At 60.2% G+C, this 22256-nt stretch carries 21 protein-coding genes; 18 read left to right on the top strand and 3 right to left on the bottom strand.

Translation table 11 applies throughout. The features are described from left to right. The first annotated feature begins 179 nt into the window (after positions 1 to 179). Positions 180 to 1439: an OmpP1/FadL family transporter gene (locus tag AC2GXZ_RS04980; RefSeq protein ID WP_483757997.1), complete on the top strand. Its 1260-nt coding sequence runs from the start codon at positions 180 to 182 to the stop codon at positions 1437 to 1439. Between the two features lie 469 nt (positions 1440 to 1908). Beyond that, positions 1909 to 2703 (top strand): exopolysaccharide production regulator ExoR, encoded by a 795-nt coding sequence (exoR, locus tag AC2GXZ_RS04985; RefSeq protein ID WP_483757998.1) that lies wholly within the window; start codon positions 1909 to 1911, stop codon positions 2701 to 2703. Between the two features lie 45 nt (positions 2704 to 2748). On the opposite strand, the gene xth is transcribed toward exoR, so the two are convergent. Both xth and erpA read right to left on the bottom strand, forming a co-directional pair. Then, complete coding sequence (xth, locus tag AC2GXZ_RS04990) at positions 2749 to 3555, bottom strand: exodeoxyribonuclease III (RefSeq protein ID WP_483757999.1); 807 nt, start codon at positions 3553 to 3555, stop codon at positions 2749 to 2751. Between the two features lie 63 nt (positions 3556 to 3618). Then, a complete protein-coding gene (gene erpA / locus AC2GXZ_RS04995; RefSeq protein WP_483758000.1) occupies positions 3619 to 3948 on the bottom strand; it encodes an iron-sulfur cluster insertion protein ErpA in 330 nt (109 codons plus the stop codon). 188 nt (positions 3949 to 4136) lie between these two features. Between erpA and AC2GXZ_RS05000 the strand changes: the two genes are divergently transcribed. The 13 genes from AC2GXZ_RS05000 to AC2GXZ_RS05060 all read left to right on the top strand — a co-directional run bounded on the left by AC2GXZ_RS05000 (position 4137) and on the right by AC2GXZ_RS05060 (position 19373). After that, positions 4137 to 5354, top strand: coding sequence for a deoxyguanosinetriphosphate triphosphohydrolase (locus tag AC2GXZ_RS05000; RefSeq protein ID WP_483758001.1), 1218 nt, complete (start codon positions 4137 to 4139; stop codon positions 5352 to 5354). Between the two features lie 63 nt (positions 5355 to 5417). Next, positions 5418 to 7175 carry an arginine--tRNA ligase gene (argS, locus tag AC2GXZ_RS05005; RefSeq protein WP_483758002.1) on the top strand — a complete coding sequence of 586 codons (1758 nt, stop codon included), beginning with the start codon at positions 5418 to 5420 and terminating at the stop codon, positions 7173 to 7175. 64 nt (positions 7176 to 7239) lie between these two features. Next, on the top strand, positions 7240 to 10212 hold the full coding sequence (locus tag AC2GXZ_RS05010; protein WP_483758003.1) for an SPOR domain-containing protein: 2973 nt from the start codon (positions 7240 to 7242) through the stop codon (positions 10210 to 10212). Between the two features lie 77 nt (positions 10213 to 10289). After that, positions 10290 to 11306: a beta-N-acetylhexosaminidase gene (gene nagZ, locus AC2GXZ_RS05015; RefSeq protein ID WP_483758004.1), complete on the top strand. Its 1017-nt coding sequence runs from the start codon at positions 10290 to 10292 to the stop codon at positions 11304 to 11306. A 57-nt stretch (positions 11307 to 11363) separates the two neighbouring features. Continuing rightward, entirely contained in the window at positions 11364 to 12176 is an 813-nt protein-coding gene (locus tag AC2GXZ_RS05020) for a segregation and condensation protein A (protein WP_483758271.1), read from the top strand. Positions 12177 to 12241: 65 nt separating this feature from the next. Further along, positions 12242 to 12901 (top strand): SMC-Scp complex subunit ScpB, encoded by a 660-nt coding sequence (scpB, locus tag AC2GXZ_RS05025; protein ID WP_483758272.1) that lies wholly within the window; start codon positions 12242 to 12244, stop codon positions 12899 to 12901. A gap of 154 nt (positions 12902 to 13055) precedes the next feature. Next, positions 13056 to 13268: a twin-arginine translocase TatA/TatE family subunit gene (locus tag AC2GXZ_RS05030; protein WP_483758005.1), complete on the top strand. Its 213-nt coding sequence runs from the start codon at positions 13056 to 13058 to the stop codon at positions 13266 to 13268. A 33-nt stretch (positions 13269 to 13301) separates the two neighbouring features. Further along, positions 13302 to 14090, top strand: a complete 789-nt coding sequence (tatB, locus tag AC2GXZ_RS05035; protein ID WP_483758006.1) for a Sec-independent protein translocase protein TatB — start codon at positions 13302 to 13304, stop codon at positions 14088 to 14090. Beyond that, complete coding sequence (gene tatC / locus AC2GXZ_RS05040) at positions 14087 to 14917, top strand: twin-arginine translocase subunit TatC (RefSeq protein ID WP_483758007.1); 831 nt, start codon at positions 14087 to 14089, stop codon at positions 14915 to 14917. Before tatB ends, tatC begins: the two co-directional genes overlap by 4 nt. A gap of 50 nt (positions 14918 to 14967) precedes the next feature. Further along, a complete protein-coding gene (serS, locus tag AC2GXZ_RS05045; protein ID WP_483758008.1) occupies positions 14968 to 16248 on the top strand; it encodes a serine--tRNA ligase in 1281 nt (426 codons plus the stop codon). A 14-nt stretch (positions 16249 to 16262) separates the two neighbouring features. Then, positions 16263 to 17033 carry a 5'/3'-nucleotidase SurE gene (surE, locus tag AC2GXZ_RS05050; protein WP_483758009.1) on the top strand — a complete coding sequence of 257 codons (771 nt, stop codon included), beginning with the start codon at positions 16263 to 16265 and terminating at the stop codon, positions 17031 to 17033. Then, a complete protein-coding gene (locus AC2GXZ_RS05055) occupies positions 17030 to 17683 on the top strand; it encodes a protein-L-isoaspartate(D-aspartate) O-methyltransferase (protein ID WP_483758010.1) in 654 nt (217 codons plus the stop codon). Before surE ends, AC2GXZ_RS05055 begins: the two co-directional genes overlap by 4 nt. A 124-nt stretch (positions 17684 to 17807) precedes the next feature. Continuing rightward, positions 17808 to 19373, top strand: coding sequence for a peptidoglycan DD-metalloendopeptidase family protein (locus tag AC2GXZ_RS05060; RefSeq protein WP_483758011.1), 1566 nt, complete (start codon positions 17808 to 17810; stop codon positions 19371 to 19373). 75 nt (positions 19374 to 19448) lie between these two features. On the opposite strand, the gene AC2GXZ_RS05065 is transcribed toward AC2GXZ_RS05060, so the two are convergent. Next, positions 19449 to 20321 carry an ATP-binding protein gene (locus tag AC2GXZ_RS05065; protein WP_483758012.1) on the bottom strand — a complete coding sequence of 291 codons (873 nt, stop codon included), beginning with the start codon at positions 20319 to 20321 and terminating at the stop codon, positions 19449 to 19451. Between the two features lie 187 nt (positions 20322 to 20508). On the opposite strand from AC2GXZ_RS05065, the gene yajC reads away from it, so the two are divergent. The 3 genes from yajC (at position 20509) to AC2GXZ_RS05080 (ending at position 22218) form a co-directional block, all read left to right on the top strand. Then, a complete protein-coding gene (yajC, locus tag AC2GXZ_RS05070) occupies positions 20509 to 20862 on the top strand; it encodes a preprotein translocase subunit YajC (protein WP_483758013.1) in 354 nt (117 codons plus the stop codon). Between the two features lie 113 nt (positions 20863 to 20975). Next, positions 20976 to 21362: an Mth938-like domain-containing protein gene (locus AC2GXZ_RS05075; RefSeq protein WP_483758014.1), complete on the top strand. Its 387-nt coding sequence runs from the start codon at positions 20976 to 20978 to the stop codon at positions 21360 to 21362. A gap of 1 nt (position 21363) precedes the next feature. Next, positions 21364 to 22218, top strand: a complete 855-nt coding sequence (locus AC2GXZ_RS05080; protein WP_483758015.1) for a phytoene/squalene synthase family protein — start codon at positions 21364 to 21366, stop codon at positions 22216 to 22218. Positions 22219 to 22256 lie beyond the last annotated feature (38 nt).

Genomic DNA, 22256 nt, shown 5'->3' on the forward strand with positions numbered 1-22256 from the left:
GTGATCTGTCAATTCTGCAGGTAATTTCATCCTGTCTCGGTCGATTCTCTCCCTGTTCCTGATGGATTTACGTAAATTTTGAACGGTTGTGCACCGCAATCGCCCGAGCTGCTGAAAGTTGTTGTTTAGAGTGATCCATCTAGAGTGGCGCCGGTAACTTACCGGGAGTGGGAAAAATAATGGTAGGACACACGATCAAGAGCGGTATCCTGGCTTTGGCAGCCGTCGGGATATTGCAGGCACCGGCGCTCGCGGGAGGACTTGAGCGCGGCGGCTACAATATCGATCTTCTATTCGACACATCACGATTTGCCGCCGAAGCCACCTCCGTATTCGTGATGCCGGACCGCAAATTGAAGAATGTGAAGGACATTGACGGCACGCCGTTCAGCCTGAGCGCAGGAACGAGTGGCGGTGGCGATCTCACGGGTCTGCGGGATTCTGCAAATGGAAGTAAAGACTATTGGTCGCCTCGCATTGGCGTGAAGGCGGCGATAGGCGACGATGCGGACTGTATGTTCGACTATTCCGAACCCTGGGGCGCGCACAAAAATCCCGGTCGTAACTGGGCGGGAGCCAACGAGGATATCGAAACCGAAGTCAAAAGCCGCAATTATGCTTTGACCTGTTCCTATCGGTTCGATGCTGGCCCAGGGCAGCTTCGGGTGATCGGTGGCGGCTTTTATCAAGAAGTCTATGGTTTCCAAGAAAAATTGGTGCAGGATTTTTCCGGTCTGCCCGTGCCATTGAGCGGCGTCGGGCGCCTCGATCTCAAGGGAGACGGATGGGGTTGGCGCGCCGGTGTTGCTTATGAGATCCCTGAATATGCGTTTCGCGCCAGTCTCGTTTACAACAGCGAGGTCAAGCTCGACGATATTACAGGCAAGCTCGACATATCGCAGGTGAATGGCACGCCGGCTTTCGACGTTTACGGCTCGCAGAATATGCCGGATGTGCTGGAACTAAAGGTTCAATCGGGTATCGCACCCGATTGGCTCGCTTTCGGCTCGGTTAAATGGACGGACTGGAGCCAGCTCCAGAAGGTTCCATTCTACTGCAATTCGGCCAGTTTCGTGCTTTGCTCGCTACCGCGGCCCGTGACGACACTCGATCTTGGTTATCGGGACGGCTGGACGGTTACCGGTGGCGTGGGCCACAAGTTTAACGAGCAGTGGAGCGGTGCGGTCAGCGTGACCTGGGATCGCGGCACCTCGCAGGGATACGGGAGTCAGACCGATACATGGACGCTCGGCGTCGGTGCTGCCTATGCACCTACTAAGAATGTCGAATTCCGGCTTGCTGGGGTTCTCGGCCTGATGACCGGCGGCTCGTCGCGAACGGTCCAGATCGCGGGCCAGACATATGGAGAAGATGCCAATTACGATTTCGACGATGATCTCGTGGCGGCTATCTCGACAAGTGTTAAAGTTCGCTTCTGATCTTTCTTATCCGCACTGACGAAAGCCCGGGTTCTGCCGGGCTTTTGCTTGGGTGCTTGTTTTATCTGCCACTAAAATTCTGTGACGATTTCGCAACACTTTTTTGTGACGATCACGCCGTGCCTCAGGGGTGGGACTTTTGTCCATTTCCCGCCACAAACGAGGCGCAGCGATAGCTAAGTAAAGAGCGCGGCCCGCGGGGGCTGGCCGTGCACGTTGGAGTGTCATGGGCGGGTTTTCTAAAGATAAACAGGGATTTGTCGTCTCGGATAAGCGAGTTTCTCATTCGCTTTCCGGCCGGTCATCAGCCGTGTTGCGGGGTCCTAGTCTTGCCGAAAATGGCACCTACAGTTTCGCTTGCCTGTCGGGAAGAGAAGTCTCCTGGACACGTCGTCCGGATATTCTTTCCGCAAGGCCAATAATGCACGCGTCGGCCACTGGCTGTGCGCGGGTTGAAAGAAACTGAACCATGCGGAAGTCTAACACCGGATCCATGAGAGTATTGCTTCTAGGACTGTCGTTGGCGGCGCTTTGTGCCGGGTCTGCTCTGGCCTTTGACATCAAGGCCGGCGTGACGAAGGAGTCCGGTCCCTTCGATCTCTTCAAATTTGGTTTCAAGGCCTACAAGAACGGCCAGAAGGAAGATGCCGTCGAAGCCTATCGTTATGCCGCCGAGAAAGGCCATACCGGCTCGCGCTGGGCGCTGGCCAACATGTATGCCTTCGGTGATGGCGTGGCCAAGGACGACTATACGGCCTTCAAGATCTATAACGAAATCGCCGCGCAAGGGGTGGAGCCCGGATCGGAAGACACCGGCTTTTTCGTCAATGCGCTCCTGTCTCTTGCCAGCTATTACAGCCACGGCATTGCCGGCAGCCCGGTCAAGCCGGACCTCTATCAGGCGCGTCAGCTGTATTTCCAGGTTGCCTCGACCTTCGGCGTCGCGGAAGCGCAATACCAGCTTGCCCGGATGATGTTGTCTGGTGACGGTGGCAGCGCCAATATCCAGCAAGCCAAGAAATGGCTGAACCAAGCGCGCAAGACCGGCCATCCGGGCGCCATGGCGGTGTTCGGCAATATCCTGTTCCAGGAAGGGCAGATGGTCAGAGGCCTCGCCTTCATGACCGCAGCACTGGATCGCTGCGCCATCAAGGATTGCGGCTGGATGGAACAGCTTCAGGAACAGGCCTTTTCCGTCGCCGACGAGAAGGATCGCCGCGGCGCCGTCGCGTTGTCGCATCAAATGGCCGATACGGACGACTGATCAGGCGAGATTGCGGCAGCCGGTGTCCCGGCTGCATCTGATCCGTCAGGCGGCGAAATCGAAGATGCCGACGACCGGAACGTGGTCGGACGGCTTTTCCCATGCCCGCACGTGCTTTTCGATCGAGGTTGCCTTGAGGCGATCCGCCGCTTCCGGCGACAAAAGAAGATGGTCTATGCGGATGCCGTTGTTTTTCGGCCAGGCGCCAGCCTGATAATCCCAAAAGGAATAAAGCCTGGTCGCGTCCGTCGTGGCGCGCACGGCATCGGTCAGTCCAAGGTTTTCCAGGCGCCGGAAGGCTTCCCTCGTCTTTGGCAGGAACAGCGCATCGGTCGCCCAGGCGGCAGGATCGTAACAGTCATGCGGTTCGGGGATGACGTTGTAATCGCCGGCGAGGATGAGCGGCTCTTCGAGAGCGAGGCAAGCCTGTGCATGACGGCGCAGCCGCTCCATCCAGGCAAGCTTGTAAGGGTATTTGACCGGATCATCTGACGGATTGCCGTTCGGCAGATAGATCGAGGCAACGCGGATGGCGCCGCCCTCGATGGAAAAGACACATTCGATATAACGGGATTGTTCGTCCGTCGTGCCATCGGGACCTTCGCCGCCGGGCAGGCCGCGCATCACTTCGTCGGGGCGGATCTTCGACAGGATCGCAACGCCGTTGAAACCCTTCTGGCCATGGGTCTCGACGTGATAACCGAGCGCCTCGATCTCAAGCCGCGGGAACCCCTCGTCGACAGACTTGATTTCCTGCAGGCAGACGATGTCCGGCGCGCTGTCAGCCAGCCACTGGCGCAGGTTGTCGATGCGTGCCTTGACGCCGTTGATGTTCCAGGTCGCGATCTTCATGCCATATCCACCTTGCAAGCCATCGGTCTCTTTTAGCCGATAGCGCGCAAGAGGAAAGCCGGATCAGATCGAAAAACTGGTTCCGCAGCCGCAGCTTGCCACCGCGTTGGGGTTTTTGATCTGGAAAGACTGGCCAAGCAGGTTATCGACGAAATCGATTTCGGAGCCGGCCATGTAGATGAGCGACATGCTGTCGATCAGGACTTTGGCATTGCCGTTCTCGATGACCACATCATCGGCTTCGGGCATGCCCGCAAGGTCGAACTTGTAGGAAAAGCCGGAACAGCCGCCACCTTCGACGGAGACGCGCAGCGCCTGCTTGCCAGTATCGGCCGCGACAATCTCGGCAATGCGCTTGGCGGCCGAATCGGAGAGGGTTACGTTTTCACTCATATTTCGTCTCCTGCCGGGGTGAAGGCCCGGTGAGCTTCGGGCAGATGCCCAAATAACTCGAAGATAGATGTCACCGGCTTTGCGCACGGCTGCACTATAGGTATGAAGACGTGAACGGCACGTCAATGGTTCTGATGCAACGCCATGTGCCATTGATGCCGCAGGAAGGCGTAAACGCAGGTGAAGGCATGACAATCGATACCAGGATGCTCGGTTTCGGCGGCGGCGAGCGGGCCGTCTATGCATCGGATCCGCACGCATCGCGCGGCAGGATGTTCCCCGAGGACGGCAGCCTTACCCGTTCCGAATTCCAGCGCGACCGCGACCGTATCGTCCATACAACTGCGTTCCGGCGACTGAAGCACAAGACGCAGGTGTTCATCAGCCCGGACGGCGATCATTACCGTACCCGGCTCACCCATACGATCGAGGTCGCCCAGATCGCCCGGGCATTGGCGCGGGCGTTGAAGCTCGACGAGGATCTGGCGGAAGGCGTGGCGCTGGTGCATGACTTCGGCCATACGCCGTTCGGTCATACAGGCGAAGATGCGCTTGACGAGGTGATGCAGCCCTATGGCGGGTTCGATCACAATGCCCAGTCGCTCAGGATCGTCACCAAGCTGGAACGCCGTTATGCCGAGTTCGACGGCGTCAACCTGACCTGGGAAAGCCTTGAAGGACTGGTCAAGCATAACGGTCCCCTTATGACGCCCGAAGGCGAGGGGCTGCACGGCCCTGTGCCGCAGCCAATCCGCGATTATTGCCTGATCCATGACCTGGAGCTTTCAAGCTTCGCCAGCCTCGAAGCGCAGGTCGCAGCGATTTCCGATGATATCGCCTACAATACCCACGACATCGACGATGGTCTTCGTTCCGGGTTGTTGACTTTCGAGATGCTGGAGGAGGTGCCGTTCCTTGCCGAGCTGATGCGTCAGGTGCGGGAAAAATATCCAAACCTCGAACCAAGCCGCTTCGCCTATGAGGTGACGCGCCGACAGATTACCCATATGGTCGAAGACGTGATTGGCGTGGCGCAGGCCAATCTTGCTGCCATCGACCCGCAAAGCGCTGCAGATGTTCGCGCCGCCGGCCGTGTGATCGCGACGTTTTCACCGGCAATGGCCGAGACCGACCGGCTGATCAAGAAGCTGTTGTTTGCCCGTATCTATCGTCATCCGGACATCATGCGCATTCGCGCCGGTGCCTCGAAGATCGTCACCGACCTTTTCGATGCCTATATGAGCGATCCGACGCTGATGCGCAGTCACTACTGGGTCAACCATATTTCCGGACTGAAACAGGCAGCAAAGGCTCGCCATGTCTCCGATTATCTGGCCGGGATGACGGACACCTATGCCATTCGGGTGCATGGCGAGCTGTTTGACCAGACTCCCGATTTGCGCTAGGCCCTCGTCCAACAATCACCGGCTTTCTAAGGGCCTGCGCTGTATCAGGCGTGGGTATGTGACATGAATCTGTTTGCTGACTTCGATCAAAGAATTAAGAACGTGCTTGAATCTATTGATATTATCAAGGAAAAGCGCGGCGAAGTCGATTTTGCACGTCTGACGATCGAGCCCCCGCGGGACCAGAGTCATGGCGATGTGGCAACCAATGCCGCGATGGTGCTGGCAAAGCCGCTCGGAACCAATCCGCGTGCGCTTGCCGATCTGATCTCGGCGGCTCTGCGCGACGATCCCGACGTCAGCGAAGTTTCCGTCGCCGGTCCCGGCTTCATCAATATCCGGCTTTCGACCGCTTACTGGCAGCGCCTGCTCGCCGCGATCATCGCCGACGGGACGGATTACGGCCGCTCCAAGGTCGGTGCCGGCAAAAAAGCGAATGTCGAATATGTGTCGGCCAATCCGACGGGGCCGATGCATGTCGGCCATTGCCGCGGTGCGGTCGTCGGAGATGCGCTTGCCAACCTGATGGGGTTTGCAGGTTTCGACGTCATCAAGGAATATTACATCAACGACGCGGGCGGCCAGATCGAGGTGCTCGCACGGTCCGTTTTCCTGCGTTACCGGGAAGCTCTGGGTGAAAATATCGGCGATATTCCGGCCGGGCTTTATCCGGGCGATTATCTGGTGCCGGTCGGCAACGCGCTTGCCGAGGAATTCGGCCCGCGGCTGCACAACATGGCTGAGGATGAATGGATGCCGATCGTCAAGGATCGCGCCGTTGCCGCCATGATGGTGATGATCCGCGAGGATCTCGAAGCACTCAACGTCCATCACGACGTCTTCTTCTCCGAGCGTGCCCTGCATGCCAATGGCGCCCAAGCTATCCGTGCGGCGATCAACGACCTTACCTTCAAGGGACATGTCTACAAGGGCAAGCTGCCACCGCCGAAGGGGCAGTTGCCGGAAGACTGGGAGGATCGTGACCAGACGCTGTTCCGCTCCACCGAAGTCGGCGACGATATCGACCGGCCGCTGATCAAGTCGGACGGCAGCTACACCTATTTCGCGGCCGACGTCGCCTACTTCAAGGAGAAGTATGATCGCGGCTTCGACGAGATGATCTATGTGCTCGGCGCCGATCACGGCGGTTATGTGAAGCGCCTGGAAGCGGTTGCGCGGGCCGTGTCGGACGGCAAGGCGAAGCTGACGGTGCTTTTGTGCCAGCTGGTAAAACTCTATCGCGACGGCGAGCCGGTGAAGATGTCGAAACGTTCCGGCGATTTCGTCACGCTTCGCGAGGTCGTCGATGAAGTCGGCCGCGATTCGGTCCGCTTCATGATGCTCTACCGGAAGAATTCCGAACCGCTCGACTTCGACTTCGCCAAGGTGACAGAACAGTCGAAGGATAATCCCGTCTTTTACGTGCAGTATGCACATGCCCGTTGCATGTCGGTCTTCCGTCAGGCCCGGGATGCCTTCCCGGATCTCGATATCGATTCGCTCGATCTTGCTGAGAATGTCGGCGAGATCAGCGATCCGAACGAGTTGCAGCTGGTCGCAAAGCTTGCCGAATATCCACGAATCGTCGAGAGCGCAGCGCTTTCGCAGGAGCCGCATCGCATCGCATTCTACCTCTATGACGTGGCAAGCTTCTTCCATGCGCACTGGAATAAAGGTAAAGAACAACCTGAATTACGATTTGTTAACGACAAAAACCGAGAATTGAGCGTTGCCAGACTTGGGCTGGTGCAAGCTGTTGCTTCCGTATTGAGGTCTGGCCTCACGATTACGGGCACGGCGGCACCGGAGGAAATGCGGTAAAAACGCCGTCATTTGCCCACATTGCTCTGGCAGAGCGTAGCAATGTAGGTGAGTGGACGAGGCAATGGCTGATAATAACCTTGCGCGTAGCCGGAATGACGTACCGGATTTCTTTGCTGATGGCGACCCGTTGGCGGAGCTCGCACGGATCGTCGGTTATGAAGACAGGGTGGTTGCAAATCCGGCGCCCGCTCCTGCTGCATCCGTAGCGGCGCCTCGCCGCGATCCGGTCTTCAATCTGGAAGATGAACTCCTGCGGGAGTTCGAGCGCTATGATGCGCCGCGGCTCGATCCTGTCGATGATCTTGCGGATGATGCTCTGGAGCAGGGCATCACCCATGTAGCTGCAAGCGAAGAGATCGTTTCCCGCGCCGTGCCGTCGTTTGGTGCGCCCGCGGAGGTCCAGTCTTTCCGCATGCCGGAATTGCCGGCGGAATTCTTCACGCGCAACAATCCCGTCGAGGAGCCGGCACCTGCCGCCGCCGAGGAATGGTCTCGGCAGCCTGTTGCCTCGGAGCCGGTTCATGGCGAGGCTTCCGCCATGCCGAGCGATGATGGCGATTTCGATACGTTTTCTTCGCTGCAGATCACCGAGGAAGAGCATCTGGCAGAGACGAACCTGCCGGCTTCCTCCGCTATGGCCGACGTTCCTGTTGCTGCCGAGCCGGAGATCGCTTTCGACGATTTCGATCTGGCCGCGGAACTGGAGACGTCAATCGTTGCAGCTCCGGCCGTTGAGCCTCTTCCCGATATGAAGCGCAAGGGCGGCTTCACGCCGAGCTTCCGTATGCCGCTGGCGAATTTCCAGCACGGTGCAGGCGTCGTGTCGCAGCATCCGGCGGCGGGAGCGAAGTTCGAGCCGACGGCCGCTGTCTCGCCTGCACCGTCGATCGATACGCCCGCCCTCATCGTCGCGCCGGTGGCCGAAATGCCGGCTCCTGTCGTGCCGGTCATGGATATCCCGCTTGCCGGTCCGGCCGAACCCGTGCGTGTTGCAGAGCCAATGCGTGCCGAGGCGCCTGCCAAGAGTGCGGGTGATCGGTTTACGGAACTCGATGCACTGTTTTACGACGTTGATCGTTATTCGGTGCCGGCTCATTCCGCTGCTCCGGTCGTAAATGTCGCTGCACCGTCGGTGGCAGCTTCGGTCCTGCCGGCCGCACCTGTTTCTGCGCCGCAGTCGCCGGCAACAGTGGCACCTGTTGCCGAAGCTGTTGCGGTCAGTGACGATTTCGATCTTGATCCGTTTGCGGATGTTGAGTTCGAACTGGCCCTGGATGATCTCGAACTCGATCTTGCCGATATGGTGGTCGAGGAGAACAAGAAGATCGAGCCGCCGTTGGTTGTAGCGCCTGTGCGGGCTCCGATGCAGGCGGCAGCACAGCCCGTTTCCGCTGCGCCAGCATCTGCCGCGCCAGCCTTTGTCGAGCCGGCCTTTGTCGCTCCCGTCATGACGGCGGCTGTCGCTGCCGCCCCTGCCTTTTCGACTGCGCCGGCCCCTAGCAGCCGCGCTAGTGAAACCGCCGCGGATCTCGATGACGACGTTCCATTCGATCCGGCGCTGATTGCGGAACCGGAAGAGCAGCCGGAAGTGATTGCCGAACTCGATGTCCCCGTGCTGACGGTCGAGGACAGGCCGGAGCCGGTCTATCGCAACGATTTCGATCTCGACATCGACGCGGAGCTTGCCTCACTGCTGGAGGCACCGGAAGCCGTTGCGCCCCAGCGCGCCGCTGCAGAAACGCAGCCGGCGGCAGCTGCAAAGCCAGCCGCAAGCCAGCCGCAGTCGGTCTATGCCGACCTCGATGATTTCGAACGGGCTCTGGAAGAAGATTTCCGCCGTAGCCTGACGGCGCCGATTGCTGCCGATGATCGTTATTCTGCCTCTGAAGAGATCGAGCAGAATGTCGATTATGATCAGGGCCGCTCCTCGTCCAGACGTTGGATCGCTCCGCTTGCGGCCGTTGGTGTTCTGGCGATCTGCGGAGCCGGCGCCTATGCCTGGTTCGGCAGTTCTGCAGGCAATATCAGTGGAAACGGAGAGCCGGTGGTGATTGCCGCCGACAGTGAACCGGTCAAGGTCGCGCCGGCCAATCCGGGCGGCAAGACCGTGCCGAACCAGGACAAGGCGGTTTATGATCGCGTTGCCGGTGCGGCAACCGAGGCTCCCAAGCAGCAGCAGCTTATTTCGAGCAGCGAAGAGCCGGTCGATGTCGTCCAGAAGACGCTGATGCCCGATACGCTTCCGCTTGAAGGCGAAGACGACAGCCAGGTTGCCGATACCGGCGAGGCGGATGATCCGCGTCTGTTGCCGCAGGATCAGCAGCAGGCCGTGACGGTGATGCCGCGCAAGGTCAAGACGATGATCGTTCGTGCCGACGGAACGCTGGTCGAGCAGGAAGTCGACGCCGGGCAGGCCGAAAAGGTCGCTTCGGCTGCCGCCAAGTCCGACCTGCCTGTTCAAGCCGCGTCTGGCCAGACTGCGGCGGCATTCCCGACCGCGGCGGCTCCCGCTGCCCATCCGGCGGGTGTCGTTCCGGTTTCCGCGCCTGTGGCGAATACGGCAGGTGACGCCTCCGCAATGCCGGCGACGGCCCAGGCTCCCGCCGCGATCGAACAGCTGGCAGATACTGCGCCTGCTGCAACCGTCCGCGCGCCGGTTCCGGTCACCCGTCCTTCGCAGCAGCCCGTCAATGTCGTTGCCAGCGTCAGCGGGCAGGGCAATGTGCGTGCGCCTGCTGCAGCGGCCGCTCCGGCTGCTGCCCAGAACACGCAGGTCGCTTCGCTCGGCGAAGGCGGTTACGTGATCCAGATCGCCTCCCTGCCATCCCAGGCGGATGCGCAGAAGTCCTACCAGAACCTGTCGACCAAATTCGGCAGCGTGATCGGCGGACGCGGCGTGGACATCAAGGCTGCCGAAGTCGCTGGCAAGGGAACCTTCTACCGCGTCCGTATCCCGGCCGGCAGCAAGGAGCAGGCCGTGGCGATGTGCGAAAAATACCGCGTCGCCGGCGGCAGCTGCCTCGTGGCACGCTGATCGTATTTTTCAGCCGAGACATACGGGGCGCGTTGCGCCCCGTTTTTCGTTCAGTTTCTCACTTTGGATAACTCGACATGACGGTATCGAAGGCCATGATCCTCGGCGCGAGCGGCGCGGCGCTGACGCAAGACGAGATTTCGCTGTATCGCGACGAGCGGCCCTGGGGTTTTATCCTCTTTGCCCGCAACTGCCTGGAGTTGGAGCAGATCAGCGACCTGACTGCAGCCATGCGGGATACTGTCGGCAGGCCCGACGCACCTGTTTTCATCGATCAGGAGGGCGGCCGTGTGCAGCGTATCCGGCCACCGATGATCGAGCGTTATCCGTCTGCAGCGGTACTTGGCGAAATTTACAGGCATGACCGGCAGAAGGGCTTGCGCGCCGCCTGGCTGATGTCGCGCCTGCATGCCTTTGATCTCCTCAGGCTCGGCGTCACCGTCGATTGCCTTCCGGTTCTCGATGTGCCGGTCGAAGGGGCAAGCAACGTCATCGGCGACCGTGCCTATGGTTTCGATCCGCACGTTGTTGCAGAGATGGGCAAGGCGGCGGCCGAAGGCCTGAAAGCCGGTGGCATGCTGCCGGTGATGAAGCATATGCCGGGCCATGGTCGAGGCATGGCCGATTCCCATCTCGAACTGCCGGTCGTCACAGCCTCCCGGGCCGAGCTCGAGGCTCACGACTTCCTGCCCTTCGTGGCGATGAAGGACGAGTTGATGGCGATGAGTGCGCATATCGTCTTTACCGCCTATGACGATGCCGATCCGGCGACGATCTCGCCCATCGTCATCGACGAGGTGATCCGTGGTCATATCGGTTTCGACGGGCTGCTGATCTCCGACGACACATCGATGAACGCACTCAAGGGCACGATCGGCGAACGGGCCGCACGAATCATGGGGGGCGGTTGCGATATTGTCTTGCATTGCAACGGGCTGATGGACGAAATGAAGGCGGTGACGAAGGAAGTCGTGGTGCTTGAAGGCAAGTCGCTTGCCCGTGCATCGGCGGTGGAGCGCGGTTTTGCTGCAGCGGACGGTTCTGCCGAACAGGCGTTGCGTGCAGAGTTCCGGCAATTAACGGCCGTCGCCTGACGGTAAATGGGAAGGGTAAACGGGTTGGCGGTGAATACGGGGCAGGGCGCCATTCCGATGGACAAGCTCTGGCAGGACGTGTCCGAGCGTGCTGTCGACGACCCGGCGCTTGTCATCGATGTGGCCGGTTTCGAAGGTCCGCTCGATCTGCTGCTGCATCTGGCGCGCAGCCAGAAGGTCGATCTGTCGCGGATTTCGGTTCTGGCGCTTGCCGAACAGTATCTGCTCTTCGTCGACAGTGCCCGGCGCGTCCGCATCGAGCTTGCCGCAGATTATCTGGTGATGGCGGCATGGCTTGCCTATCTGAAGTCACGCCTGCTCATTCCGCAGCAGATCAAGGTTGATGACGGCCCAAGCGGCGAGGAGATGGCCGCAACGCTAGCCTTCCGCCTGCGTCGCCTCGAGGCAATGCGGGAAGCGGCAAGCCAGCTCGTCAACCGCGACCGGCTGGGGCGTGATGTTTTTGCCCGCGGTGCCCCGGAACATATCCCGCACCGGGTGCAATCTGCCTATGACGCCAGCCTCTATGATCTTCTGTCTGCCTATGCCAACCTCAGGCAACGTACGGCGATCACGCAGGTGACGATCGAAAGGCGCAAGGTCTGGTCGCTGGTTGATGCCCGCGAGCTTCTGACACGGATGCTGGGCGAGATCGCCGACTGGACCGCATTGCAAACCTATCTTCTTCCCTATTTGCCACCCGAAGACCGGGTGACGGCGACTGCCAGCGCGTTTGCCGCGTCGCTGGAGCTGGTGCGCGAAGGCAAGCTGGATATCCGTCAGGATGGCGCATTCCAGCCGATCTATCTGCGCGCCGGAACGCGCCCGAGGCCGGGATCCGAAATGCCGGCCGGCGGAGATCAGGAATGACCGTTGTCGCCGATGACGTAGAAGCCGAGGTTCCGGTGGCCGAAAAGTCGGGCGAGGGGGCCGCGATGCCGTTTTCCGACCTTGAGGCGGAGCGGATCGCGGAGGCGCTGGTGTTTGCCTCGGCGGAGCCTGTGACCGAGAGCTTTCTCGCCGACCGGTTGCCGCAGGGAACCGATATCGGTGCGCTGATGTTACGGCTGTCGCAGACTTATGCGAACCGCGGGGTCAATCTGGTGCGCACCGCCGACCGTTGGGCTTTCCGGACTGCCGCCGACCTCTCCTTCGTCATCCGCAAGGATGATAACGAGGTCAAGAAGCTCTCCCGTGCTGCCCTCGAAGTTCTGGCGATCATCGCCTATCACCAGCCGGTCACGCGGGCGGAGATCGAGGAAATCCGTGGCGTGCAGACATCCAAGGGAACGCTCGACGTCCTGATGGAAGCGGGCTGGGTGCGTTTCCGTGGTCGTCGGCGGTCTCCCGGCCGGCCGGTGACGCTTGGCACGACGCCCGATTTCCTCGATCATTTCGGCATCGAGGAATTGCGCGACCTGCCGGGCCTCGAAGAGCTCAAGGGCGCCGGCCTGCTCAGCGGGCGTATCCCGCCCGGCTTCCACATTCCGATACCAGGCCTCGGCGACGACGTGGCGGAAGACGAAGATCCGATCACCCAGCTTGATCTCGAGGAACTCGGCCTGCTCAGCCCAAGTGGCGGTGACGAAGAATAGCACCCTTCATACGCTCCGGGGCGACTTACCCGTGAGCGAAAGGTCACTCGTGTTAACGACGGCGTGATTACTACTGCATCATTCAATATTGGTGTTTGAAAAAGCATCACAAAGAGCTTACATCGTTACCGAAATTCGAATTGGAGTTGGACTAATGGGTTCTTTCAGTGTGTGGCATTGGCTGATCGTTCTGGCGATCGTGCTCGTCTTGTTCGGACGTGGCAAGATTCCTGAACTGATGGGCGACGTCGCAAAGGGCATCAAGAGCTTCAAAAAAGGCATGTCCGACGACGACGCACAGGAAGCAAATACAGCCAAGACCGTCGACCACAAGGCGGAAGAGGTCAAGGAAACCACCCGCTCTTAATGATCGGGCAGGCGGTTTCAGGAGCCTCGTTGCATGTTTGATATCGGCTGGACCGAACTGCTCGTCATTGCGGTCGTTCTCATCGTCGTGGTCGGTCCCAAGGACCTGCCGCCGATGATACGCGCATTCGGCAAGATGACGGCTAATTTCCGTAAGATGGCCGGTGACTTCCGGGCACAATTTGATGAAGCGCTGAAAGAAGCCGACATGGATGACGTCCGCAAGACGATATCCGACGCGCAGAAGCTTAATCCGACAAATGCGCTCCGCGATGCGATCAATCCGCTTCGTCAGATGGGGCAGGATATCAAGGCCGACCTGCAAAAGGCGACCCAGGTTCCGGGCTCGGTCGAGGGTAATGCCTCCGAGCTGAGTGCGACCGATGTCGAGGCGCTGAAGGCCGTGGAAGGTGTCGAGCCCGTTTCGGCTGCTCCCGAAGTGTCGGCGAGCGTGGAACCGGCTGCCGGCAAGCCTGCAGCTGTCGCGGCAAGCCCGGCGACGGCGTCTGCTGCGGGCACTGTGTCATCCGTGACACCCGCCCCGGCGGTCATCCAGACGGAAGCCGCACCGAAAAAAGCCCGCGCTCCGCGCAAGGCAGCGACCAAGGTCGTCGATGCTGCCCAGCCGGCGGCCAAAACTGCCAAACCTGCTTCTGCGCCGAAGGCCTCCGTTGCCGCAGCGTCCGCCAAACCGAAGCGCGGTCCGGCTGCACCGAAGAAAGTGGTCGAGACAGCATCTGCACTTCCTGACGTGCCGGTTGCCAAAACGGCCACTCGCAAGCGCGCCGTAAAAAAGACAGACACGCCGAAGGATGAAGCATGAGCGGAGACTACCAGGACAAGCCGCAGCCGCTCATCGAACATTTGATGGAACTGCGCACCCGCCTGATCTGGTCGATCGGTGCGTTTTTCATCGCCTTCGTGGTGTGCTTCTTCTTCGCCAAGCAACTCTTCAACCTGCTCGTGATCCCTTATAAGTGGGCGGTGATCTGGGCCGGTCTGGACGTTGCCAAATCCGAGCTGATCTATACGGCGCCACAGGAATTCTTCTTCACCCAGGTGAAGGTGGCGATGTTCGGCGCGCTGGTAATCGCTTTCCCGGTGATCGCCTCGCAGATCTACAAATTCGTCGCTCCCGGCCTCTACAAGAACGAGCGCTCGGCCTTCCTGCCGTTCCTGATCGCGTCACCGATCCTGTTCCTTCTGGGCGGCGCTCTGGTCTATTTCTTCTTCACGCCGATGGTGATGTGGTTCTTCCTGGCCATGCAGCAGGCGCCGACCGAAGGTGAAGTCGGCATTTCGCTTCTGCCGCGCGTGTCGGAATATCTGAGCCTGATCATGACGCTGGTGCTGTCCTTCGGTCTGGTCTTCCAGCTGCCGGTGATCACCACGCTGCTTGCACGCGTCGGATTGCTGACAAGCGACTGGCTGAGGGAAAAGCGCAAATACGCGATCGTTCTCGCTTTCGTCGCCGCAGCCGTGCTGACGCCGCCGGACCCGATGTCCCAGATCGGCCTTGCGCTGCCAACCATCCTTCTCTACGAGATTTCCATCTATGCCGCGCGACTCGTCGAGCGCAAACGCGCCGAGGAGACTGTCGATGAGCAGGCCTCGTCGGATGTTGCCGAGACTGAGACGGACAAGACCTGAGGTCTCCCGTCGGTCAAGCGCGCGGCTGTTCGCGTTGAAGGCTAGGGACGATGCTCGATATCAAATGGATCCGTGAAAACGAACAGGCTCTCGACGAGGCGCTTAAGAAGCGCAGCGCCGAGCCCATGGCGGCGGTGCTGGTTGCGATGGACGATCGCCGCCGCAGCGTGATCCAGAAACTTCAGGACATGCAGTCCCGCCGCAACGCCGCTTCGAAGGAAATCGGTGCGGCGATGGGGCAGAAGAACCTCGAACTGGCGGAAAAGCTCAAGGCCGAAGTTGCCCTGATCAAGGAAACCATGCCGGCCGCGGAGCAGGAGGAACGCGATGCTATCGCCGCCCTCGACGACGCCTTGTCGCGCATTCCCAACATCCCGTTTGACGATGTGCCGGTGGGCAAGGACGAACACGACAATGTGGTTGCCCGGGTTGTCGGCGAAAAGCCGCGGTGGAACCATCCGGCCAAGGAGCATTTCGATATCGGCGAAGCGCTCGGCTACATGGATTTCGATCGCGCCTCGAAGATTTCCGGTTCGCGCTTCACCATCCTGACCAGCCAATTGGCGAGACTCGAGCGCGCGCTCGGCCAGTTCATGCTGGACACGCATACGATGGAACATGGCTATACGGAGGTTTCTTCGCCGCTGATGACGAAGGCCGAGGCGATGTTTGGCACCGGCCAGTTGCCGAAATTCGAGGAAGATCTGTTCAAGACGACCGACGGTCGTTACCTCATTCCGACTGCGGAAGTGACGCTCACCAACCTCGTTTCCGCCGAAATCCTCGAACAGGAAAAACTGCCTTTGCGCTTTACCGCATTGACGCCTTCCTTCCGTTCGGAAGCGGGATCGGCCGGCCGTGACACGCGCGGCATGCTGCGCCAGCACCAATTCTGGAAATGTGAACTGGTGTCGATCACCGATGCGGAAAGCTCGGTTGCCGAGCACGAGCGCATGACGGAATGTGCCGAGAACGTGCTGAAGCGCCTCGGGCTGCATTTCCGCACGATGACGCTTTGCACTGGCGATATGGGGTTCGGTGCACGCAAGACCTACGATATCGAAGTCTGGCTTCCGGGGCAGGACACCTATCGCGAAATTTCGTCCTGCTCTGTCTGCGGCGATTTTCAGGGGCGCCGGATGAATGCCCGCTACCGCGTCAAGGATGAGAAGGCATTGCGTTTCGTCCACACGCTGAATGGTTCGGGTACGGCCGTCGGCCGCTGCCTGATCGCGGTTCTGGAAAATTACCTCAACGAAGACGGTTCCGTCACAATTCCGGATGTCCTTTTGCCCTACATGGGTGGCCTGACGAAAATCGAAAAGGCTTGAAGGACTTAATCGGCATGCGCATTCTGCTTACCAATGACGACGGTATCCACGCAGAGGGCCTTGCGGTTCTGGAACGGATCGCAAGAACGCTCTCCGACGATGTCTGGATCGTCGCGCCGGAGACGGACCAGAGCGGGCTTGCTCATTCGCTGACGCTGTCGGAGCCGCTCAGGCTGCGCAAGATCGACGACAAGCGTTACGCGCTGCGCGGGACGCCGACGGATTGCGTCATCATGGCAATCAGCGAGATCATGGACCGCAAGCCGGACCTCGTTCTGTCCGGCGTCAACGACGGCGCCAATATGGCTGACGACGTCACCTATTCCGGCACGGTCGCCGGGGCGATCGAAGGAACGCTGCAAGGGGTGCGGTCGATAGCGGTCAGCCAGGCCGCCCGCAAGGAAGATGGCCGTTTCACTCCGTGGGATGTGGCCGAAACCTTCGCACCGGCGCTTCTGCGCAAGCTGATCGAGGTGGATCTTCCGGCCGGCACTTTCCTCAATGTCAACTTCCCGCACTGCGCCAAGGAGGATGTTCAAGGCACCGAGGTGACATGCCAGGGCAAGCTCGATTTCGGCCTGATGATTGATGCGCGCGAGGATGGCCGGGGCCGGCCCTATTACTGGCTCAAGTTTTCCGAACGCAAAGGCAATTTCCGTGAGGGAACCGATATCCAGGCGCTCAAGGAGAACAGGATTTCCGTGACGCCGCTGAAATTGGACCTGACCGACTATTCGGTTCAGGATCGTCTTGCTGCCGCATTGGATACTGGAGTGGCCGGTTGAAATCGGGAATGGTCGAGAAGGAAGGTTTTGCCGCTCTGGTGCTACGCCTGCGAGCCGAGGGGATTTCCGATCTCGATCTGCTGACCGCCGTCGAACAGACACCGCGCTCGCAATTCGTTCCCGCTCCCCTGACTGACGAGGCCTATTCCAGCCGTACGATCCCGATCGATTGCGGTGCCTTCATGGAAGGCGCCGATGTCGCGGTGCGTCTGCTGCACAGGCTTCAGGTCAAGCCGGGCCATCGCGTGCTTGAAATCGGCACGGGCAGCGGGTTCACGGCCGCCGTCATGGGCCGGATCGCCGAACGGGTGATGACCGTCGAGCGTTACCGGACGCTTGCCACGGCTGCCAGCGGGCGCATGGATGCGCTCGGCCTGCGCAATGTCGTCATCCGTCACGCCGATGGCAGCAACGGATTGCCGGGCGAGGGCACGTTCGACCGTATTCTGGCAACCGCCGCGTTTACTGCGTTGCCGCGGTTTTATGCCGATCAACTCACCCATGGCGGATCGATGATTGCGCCACTTCTGACCGATGATGAGACATGCCTGATGGTGCGCCTGACCAAGACGGGAAGCCGTTTCGAGCGCGAAGATCTGTTCCCCGTACCGTTTCTTCCGCTCATTCCGCATGTCGCGGCCGCTCTCTGAGCCTCTTGAGCATGGTTAGCAATTTGACAAAAAACTGATATTTGGGGTGTCGCCTTAACTGACCGGTAAGACTAACAGGCTTTAATGACTCTCATGATGGTTGCGTCATGAGTAGGTCGAGTTAATGCGTCATAAGAGTACATCCAAGTTCGGTAAATCCGTTGTCAAATTCGCAGCGGCCGCCTTGCTGGCCAGTGCCGCAACGGGTTGCAGCTCTGATGCGAACCGTTTTTCCGGTCTCTTCAATGAGACCGATACAATGACCACTGCCTCCATCCCGCAGCGTCAGGGCGGTGGTGCTTACGGTCAGGCGCCCGTGCCGCGCGGTGATCTGGCGTCGGGCCAGGCCTTGCCGCCTCAGCCTGCCTACGGATCGAATAACGTTGCTTCGGCACAATCCTATCCGTCCGGTGGATATACGTCTCCGGCGCGGGCAGCATCTGCTCCAATGAGCGTTCAGCGCTCCGAACTGTCTGCCCCAGGCAGCCTCCCCCCAGTTTCCGGTTCGGCAGGCATTGAGCCGCAGAACCGCCAGCAGGCGATGGCTCAGCCGTTCCCGTCGCAACAGTCGAACATGCGCCCGCTGGCGCCGGCTGCAACCCGCTCTGCCGACAATCTGACGACCGGTACGGTCAAGCCTATGTCCGGTTGGTCGACGACGAATGCGCCGCATGTGACGCTGAAGCCCGGCGAGACCGCAAAGACACTCGCCAACCGTTACGGCGTTCCGGAAAAGGAAATCCTGCGGGCAAACGGCGGCTCGCTTGCAGCCGGTCAGGCCGTGGTCATTCCGACCTTCGGCCCGGCCCGCAACTCGGCCAAGACGGCGACTGCCGATATCGATTTGCAGAACCGCGCACCTGAGCCGGCAAACCAACCGGAGCAGAAGCTGGCCGTATTGCCGTCTGCGTCGCGCGACAAGTCCCTTGCGGAGCCCGCAAAGGTCACTCCTCCCGGCGGCAAGCCGCTGGATGGCACGTATACGGTGAAGTCCGGCGACACGCTGACGAAGATTGCCCGTGACACGGGCACCTCGGTCGATGCGCTGAAGGCTGCAAACGGCCTGAATGACGGCTCCGTCCGTATCGGCCAGAGACTGAAAGTGGCAAACGGTACGACGGATCCGGTTCGCACCGCATCGGTTCCACAAAAGCCTGCAGAACAGATGCCGGCAGCGCCGAAAGCTGCACCGCAGGCTGTCGCCAAGGCAGAACCTGCTGTTGCACCGGCCAAGCCTGTCGCGGCTGAAACCGCATCGCTCAGTGATGTCGAGAAAAAGTCCGACAACGGCTCGACCGCGCCGCGGTCAACAGGCATCGACAAATATCGCTGGCCGGTCAACGGTGCGGTGATCGCCGGTTACGGTGCCAACCTCAATGGCAGCCGCAATGACGGTATCGACATCTCGGTTCCGGAAGGCACGCCGATCAAGGCTGCCGAAAACGGTGTCGTCATCTATGCCGGCAACGGTCTGAAGCAGCTCGGCAACACGGTTCTGGTGCGCCACGACGACGGCAAGGTCACTGTCTACGGTCATGCGGGGGCGATCGACGTCACACGCGGCCAGAAGGTCACACGCGGCCAGACGCTCGCCTCTTCGGGCATGAGCGGCGACGCGCAGCGCCCGCAGGTTCACTTCGAAGTGCGCAAGGACGCGACTCCGGTGAACCCGATCACATTCCTTGAATAATGTAGTGCGTTTCAAGGGAACGACGAAAAAGCCCGGTAGTGCCGGGCTTTTTTGCATTCGTGAGGTCGATTGAAATCAGATGCGGCCGAGTGGCTTGCGCATCCGGCCGGCAAGATCCTGGATATATTGCCAGGCGACACGGCCGGAGCGGCCGCCGCGGGTGGTTGCCCATTCCAGAGCCTCCGCATGCAGGGTCTTCTGATCGAGGCCGAGATCGAAATGGCCGGCATAACCGTCGATCATCGCCAGATAGTCGTCCTGGCTGCATTTGTGGAAACCGAGCCACAGGCCGAAACGGTCGGATAGGGAGACCTTTTCCTCGACGGCTTCGGACGGGTTGATCGCGGTCGACTGTTCGTTTTCCATCATGTGGCGGGGCAGAAGGTGCCGTCTGTTGGAGGTCGCATAAAAGAGCACGTTATCCGGCCGGCCCTCTATGCCGCCGTCGAGCGCTGCCTTCAGCGACTTGTAGGCGGTATCGTCATGATCGAAGGAAAGGTCGTCGCAGAAGACGATAACCCTCTGGCCGGAGGCCTTGAGAATATCGAGAAGCCCGGGCAGGGAGGCGATATCCTCGCGATGGACTTCGACCAGTTTCAGCGGCACCCCGGAAGAATTGCGGACGTCTTCGTGGATTGCCTTGACCAGAGACGACTTGCCCATGCCACGTGCGCCCCACAGGAGGACGTTGTTGGCCGGATATCCTTCCGCAAACCGCAGGGTGTTCTCGTGGAGGATATCGCGGACGTGATCTACACCGCGGATCAGCGTCAGGGCGACACGGTTCGGCCGCGACACCGGCTGCAGCCGCAGGTTGGTCGGAACCCAGACAAAACAGTCGGCGGCGTTCCAGTCGTTGGCTGCCGGAGCGGGTCCTGCCAGCCGTTCCAGCGCATCGGCGAGGCGCCTTATCTCGGTCAGCACCTGTGCGTTGAAATCGTCGCTCATCGGGCGTTTTTTCCTTCATCGGCGTTACTTATGGCCGCGGTAACACGCAAGTCATCGTGCTTAAAGGCTTTCTGCCGTGGATTCGGTACGGCCAAGTGCCGCTTTCTGTTGCAATCCGACCCATCGCAACTATATTCCGGCGGCTTGAACGGGGGCGGGGAGTCTCCGATAGTTTTAGGAGTTCTCGATGTTTATTACCGATGCATTCGCCCAGGCGAGTGGTGCAGCTGCCCCTTCCAGCACGGATTCGATCCTGCAGATGGTCATGCTGTTCGCACCCCTGATGGTGGTGTGGTATTTCTTCCTCATCCGTCCGCAGCGCGCCCAGGCCAAGAAGCGCCAGGAAACGCTGAACGCAGTGCGTCGCGGTGACCAGGTGGTTCTCGGTGGCGGCCTGATGGGCAAGGTGAGCAAGGTCATCGACGACAACGAACTCGAAATCGAGATCGCCGAAGGCGTCAAGGTCCGCGCCATGCGCTCCTATATCGTCGAAGTGAAGGTCAAGGGCGAGCCGGTCAAGACCGAAACGGCCACCAAGTAACCAGCATATCGTACCGGCTCGTTATCGGGCCGGTGACCCGATTGCCCGGATCGTAACTGTCTGATCGACAGGACCGTGTCCGGGCAAAATCATTCTTGAGGAAGGCAATTGCCATGGCGAGAGGTATCGAGATCAGGGAAGCGCATTTTCCCGGCCGCGCACCGATCGACGCTTATGGCAATGGCGGATTCCGGTTCGCTGACATGTCGCATCGCGGCTCGCTGCTGTGCATGCCCTCCGGTATTCACGGCTGGAAGATGGAGGAGGGTGATCCTCTGACCGTCGAGGCCTTCGAGCGCGTGCTGGGCGAGGCGTCCGGTATCGAGTTTCTGCTGGTCGGCACAGGGACCGGGTTCCAACCCCTGCCGGCCGAGCTCAAGGCAGCGCTGAGAGCCAAGGGCATTTCGTCTGATCCGATGAGCACCGGCGCTGCAGTGCGCACCTTCAACATCATGCTGATGGAAGACCGCGCGGTGGCCGCGGCGCTTATTGCGGTCTGATATGACACCCGCGATCGCCGACATCGGCATGCTCTGCCTTTCCACGTTGCGCGATACGGATCGTGATCGTTATCTCGCCGTCCTCCTGTCGCCCGAGGAGAAACGCGGCGCTCTTGCTGCCCTTTATGCCTTCAATGCCGAAATCGGTCGCGTCCGGGACGTGGTGCGCGAGGCACTGCCCGGTGAAATCCGTCTGCAATGGTGGCGGGATCTTCTCGAGGGAAGTGCTGCGGGCGATAGCGTCGGCAATCCTGTTGCGGCGGCGCTGATGGATGCGGTCGAACAATACCGCCTGCCGCGGCAGACGCTGGTGGCGATGACCGAGGCGCGGATATTCGATCTCTATGACGATCCCTTGCCGGACCGGAACGCGGTTGAAGGTTATGCGGGTGAAACGGCTTCGGCGCTTATCCAGCTGGCAAGCCTCATTCTCTCGCATGAGGACGCGATACACTCGACTGAAGCGGCAGGCCATGCAGGCGTGGCCCAGTCGATCGCCGGCTTCCTCATGCTGTTGCCGATCCACACGCGCAGGCGGCAGCTCTATCTGCCCCTCGACATTCTTTCGGCGACCGGTCTTGATCGCGACGGCTTTCTTGCCGGTGAAGACAAGCTCCGCATCTCGGCGGCGATCGAGGCGTTTGCGGGGCTTGGGCTCGAGCATCTGGAAAAAGCGCAAAGAGCCGGACCAATCCCGACATCCGTATTTCCGGCCTTTCTTCCGGCTAGCCTCAGCAGGGCGGTGTTGGTCGGTGCGCGGCGAATGGGCGCTTCCGCGCTTGAGGGTGGACTGCAGCAGGCGCAATGGCGCCGGCAGATCATAATGATGAAGGCCGCCTTTCTGCGCCGCCTCTGATGCCAGATAACACTCGCGCAAGCCTCGCAGGCTAGGCA

This window comes from Aliirhizobium sp. YIM B11859 (assembly GCF_057163345.1).